The sequence below is a fragment of the Streptomyces adelaidensis genome, assembly GCF_016598475.1.
Classification (GTDB): Bacteria; Actinomycetota; Actinomycetes; order Streptomycetales; family Streptomycetaceae; genus Streptomyces; species Streptomyces adelaidensis.
This window is the reverse complement of sequence record NZ_JAEMUX010000184.1, coordinates 1-3,924: the sequence shown is the minus strand read 5'-3', so window position 1 is coordinate 3,924 and position 3,924 is coordinate 1. Positions and strand designations below refer to the sequence as shown.

Annotated in this window: 3 protein-coding genes; all 3 read left to right on the top strand. The window is 69.5% G+C overall.

Going from position 1 to position 3,924, the window contains the following annotated elements:
• The first annotated feature begins 134 nt into the window (after positions 1–134).
• The 3 genes from pheA to I8N67_RS40980 all read left to right on the top strand — a co-directional run bounded on the left by pheA (position 135) and on the right by I8N67_RS40980 (position 3,758).
• The gene (gene pheA, locus I8N67_RS40990) at positions 135–1,070 is read left to right on the top strand and encodes a prephenate dehydratase (RefSeq protein WP_200309398.1); all 936 of its coding nucleotides are present in this window, start codon (positions 135–137) and stop codon (positions 1,068–1,070) included.
• A 559-nt stretch (positions 1,071–1,629) separates the two neighbouring features.
• Positions 1,630–2,907 carry a serine--tRNA ligase gene (gene serS, locus I8N67_RS40985; RefSeq protein WP_200309397.1) on the top strand — a complete coding sequence of 426 codons (1,278 nt, stop codon included), beginning with the start codon at positions 1,630–1,632 and terminating at the stop codon, positions 2,905–2,907.
• 44 nt (positions 2,908–2,951) lie between these two features.
• Positions 2,952–3,758: an HAD family hydrolase gene (locus I8N67_RS40980; RefSeq protein ID WP_200309399.1), complete on the top strand. Its 807-nt coding sequence runs from the start codon at positions 2,952–2,954 to the stop codon at positions 3,756–3,758.
• The last annotated feature ends 166 nt before the right edge of the window (positions 3,759–3,924 follow it).

The window sequence follows — 3,924 nt, the reverse complement described above, 5'->3', positions numbered from 1 at the left end:
GCAGCGGTAGTCCTCCTGGCAGCGGTAGTCCTCCTGGCGGGCGTGAGGGCGCTCCCGGGGCCGTACGTCGCTCTCAAGGGTGGTGGAGCGGGATGCGTGCGCCGGGGTCCGGCGGGGCCCATTAGGGTGAGTCCATGCCAGCCAGCTACGTGTACCTCGGCCCCGAAGGCACCTTCACCGAGGTCGCCCTGCGCACCCTGCCGGAGTCCGCGACCCGCGAACTCGTCCCGATGGTGTCCGTGCCCGCCGCGCTGGACGCCGTCCGCACCGGCGAGGCCGAGGCCGCGTTCGTCCCGATCGAGAACTCCGTGGAGGGTGGCATCACGACCACGCTCGACGAGCTGGTCGCCGGCGCCCCGCTGATGATCTACCGCGAGGTGCTGCTCTCGATCACCTTCGCCCTGCTGGTCCGACCGGGCACCAAGATCTCCGACATCAAGACGGTCACCGCGCACCCGGCCGCCCAGCCGCAGGTCCGCAACTGGATGAAGGCCAACCTCCCGCCCGGCGTCCTCTGGGAGTCCGCCGCCTCGAACGCCGACGGCGCCCGCCTCGTCCAGGAGGGCCGTTACGATGCCGCCTTCGCCGGCGAGTTCGCGGCCTCCCGGTACGGTCTTGAGGCCCTGGAGACCGAGATCCACGACGCGGAGAACGCCCAGACCCGGTTCGTCCTGGTCGGCCGCCCCGCCCGGCCCGCCGCCCCGACCGGCACCGACAAGACCTCGGTCGTCATCTGGCAGCGCGACGACCACCCCGGCGGACTGCGCGACCTGCTCGGTGAGTTCGCCGTCCGCGGCGTCAACCTCATGCTGCTGCAGTCCCGCCCGACCGGCGAGGGCATCGGCAACTACTGCTTCGCCATCGACGCCGAGGGCCACATCTCCGACCGCCGGGTGGCCGAGGCGCTGATGGGCCTCAAGCGGGTCTGTCTCCAGGTGCGATTCCTCGGCTCGTACCCGCGTGCGGACGCCACCACGGCGAAGATCCGGCCCACGCCGCAGGGCACCTCCGACGCCGAGTTCGTGGCGGCGGCGGACTGGGTGGCGCGCTGCCAGGACGGCCGGTTCTAGGCCGGACCCAGCCAGTCCTACCTGCTTATTTTCTTTGTCCACAGAAGTTATCCACAGGTGGGCTTCTCGACCTGGGGACAAGTCGACAACGCAGCGCCATTCAGTCGACAAATCGGCCCGGGGGGCCCTGCCGTGCCCACACCCCCATAGGCCACCCTTCGCCCATGTGTCTTCTCAGGTCAACCCTTTAGAGCGACCCATTCCCCCGCGAATCCACTCGAAAGTGGGCGTGCAGGTGGTTTGAGTCAGGAATCCTGGAGTCGACGCCGAGCTCTCCAAACGATCACCCTCGGCGTCCACAGATCTTTCGCACAGCCTGTGGATAACTTTTCGCCGCTGTGGACTTCTGTGGACAGTCGATCCCCAAGTCCCTTGCGACACAAGGGAGTCGAGTCAACCAGGTGCCCCAACGGTGCACCCTTTCAGGGGGTCAGCCCCTAATTCATTGACTTTCCCCAATGTCCGTCACTGCCATCGACATTCAGGTCAAGTCACCACAAAAGTGACGTACCGCGAATCCAAGTCGTGGGCCGGAACCACTCCCCGGTAGCCTTGGGGGGTGATTGACCTTCGCCTGCTCCGTGAGGACCCCGACCGTGTGCGCGCGTCCCAGCGCGCCCGTGGAGAGGACGTCGCGCTCGTCGACGCCCTCCTCTCCGCCGACGAGCGGCGCAGGTCGTCCGGCGTCCGCTTCGACGAGCTCCGCGCCGAGCAGAAGTCGCTCGGCAAGCTGATCCCCAAGGCCTCGCCCGACGAGAGGGCCGAGCTGCTCAAGCGCGCGGAACAGCTCAAGGCCGACGTCAAGGTCGCCGACACCGAACGCGACGCGGCCGACACCGAGACCCAGGAGCTCCTCCTCCAGCTCGGCAACCTCGTGCACCCCGACGTCCCCGTCGGCGGCGAGGAGGACTTCGTCACGCTGGAGACGCACGGCGAGATCCGTGACTTCACGGCCGAGGGCTTCGAACCGAAGGACCACCTGGAACTCGGCACGATCCTCGGCGCCATCGACACCGAGCGCGGCGCGAAGGTCTCCGGCTCGCGCTTCTACTTCCTGACGGGCATCGGCGCCCTCCTCGAACTCGCCCTGGTCAACGCGGCGATCGCCCAGGCCACCGCGGCCGGCTTCACGCCGATGCTGACCCCGGCGCTGGTCCGCCCGCAGTCGATGGCCGGCACCGGCTTCCTCGGCCAGGCGGCCCAGGACGTCTACCACCTCGACAAGGACGACCTCTACCTGGTCGGCACCTCCGAGGTCGCGCTGGCCGCGTATCACATGGACGAGATCCTCGACGCCGACCGCCTCCCCCTCCGCTACGCGGGCTTCTCGCCCTGCTTCCGCCGTGAGGCCGGTTCGCACGGCAAGGACACCCGGGGCATCTTCCGCGTCCACCAGTTCGACAAGGTCGAGATGTTCTCGTACGTCGCCCCGGAGGACTCGCAGGCCGAGCACCAGCGCCTGCTGGACTGGGAGAAGCAGTGGCTGACGTCGCTGGAGCTGCCGTTCCGCGTCATCGACGTCGCCTCCGCCGACCTCGGCTCCTCGGCCTCGCGCAAGTTCGACTGCGAGGCGTGGATCCCGACCCAGGGCAAGTACCGCGAGCTGACCTCGACCTCCGACTGCACCGAGTACCAGTCGCGCCGTCTGTCGATCCGCGTCCGCGACGGCAAGCAGGTCAAGCCGCTGGCGACGCTCAACGGCACGCTCTGCGCCGTCCCGCGCACGATCGTGGCGATCCTGGAGAACCACCAGCAGGCCGACGGCTCGGTCCGTGTCCCCGAGGTCCTGCGCCCGTACCTGGGCGGCCGCGAGGTCCTGGAGCCGGTAGCCAAGTGAGCGAAGCGGCTGCCACCGAGGAACCCATGGAGTCCATAGCGTCCATGGACTCCTCGGGCTTCCCGTACAAGTTGATCGCGACCGACCTCGACGGAACGCTCCTGCGCTCCGACGACTCGGTCTCCCAGCGCACCCGAGAGGCGCTCGCCGCGGCCACCGCGGCGGGCGCCGCCCACATCGTCGTCACCGGCCGCGCCGTCCCCTGGACCCGCCACATCCTCGACGACCTCGGCTACCGGGGACTCGCGGTCTGCGGCCAGGGCGCCCAGGTCTACGACGCCGGAGAGCATCGTCTCCTCACGGCCGTCACCCTGGACCGCCAGCTCGCCGCCGTGGCCCTCGCCAAGGTCGAGGCAGCGGTCGGCCCGCTGTACCTGGCCGCCAGCCGCGCCGGCCTGGACGGCGAGATACTGGTCGGCCCCGGCTACGCCCTGCACGGCGCCCTGCCGACCACCCCGCTCACGGACGTCTCCGACCTCTGGACCGCCCCGCTGAACAAGCTGTACATACAGCACCCCACCCTGACCTCCGACGAACTCGCCGAAGCGTCCCGTCAGGCCGCCGGCGGCTTCGTCACAGTCGCCATGGCCGGCGAGGGCATCGTCGAACTCCTCCCCCTCGGCCTCACCAAGGCCACCGGCCTCTCCATCGCCGCCCGCCGACTCGGCGCCAAGTCCGCCGACACCATCGCCTTCGGCGACATGCCCAACGACATCCCCATGTTCACCTGGTCCACCCACGGCGTAGCCATGGCCAACGCCCACGACTCCCTCAAAGCCATCGCCAACGAGACCACCTCCGCCAACGACGCCGACGGCATCGCAGAGGTACTGGAGCGGTTGCTCCGCTAGCGATGACCCGCCGAACAGCCAACAGCACGCGCCCCGGCGAGGCAGACGGCAGGGGTCCGGCCGCGCCGAGCAGCGCGAAGACCAGCACGACCGCGCCGAACGCCGCGAACTGACAGCTCCGGATCACCGGCAGGCGGCAGGCGGCAGGCGGCAGGCGGCAGGCGGC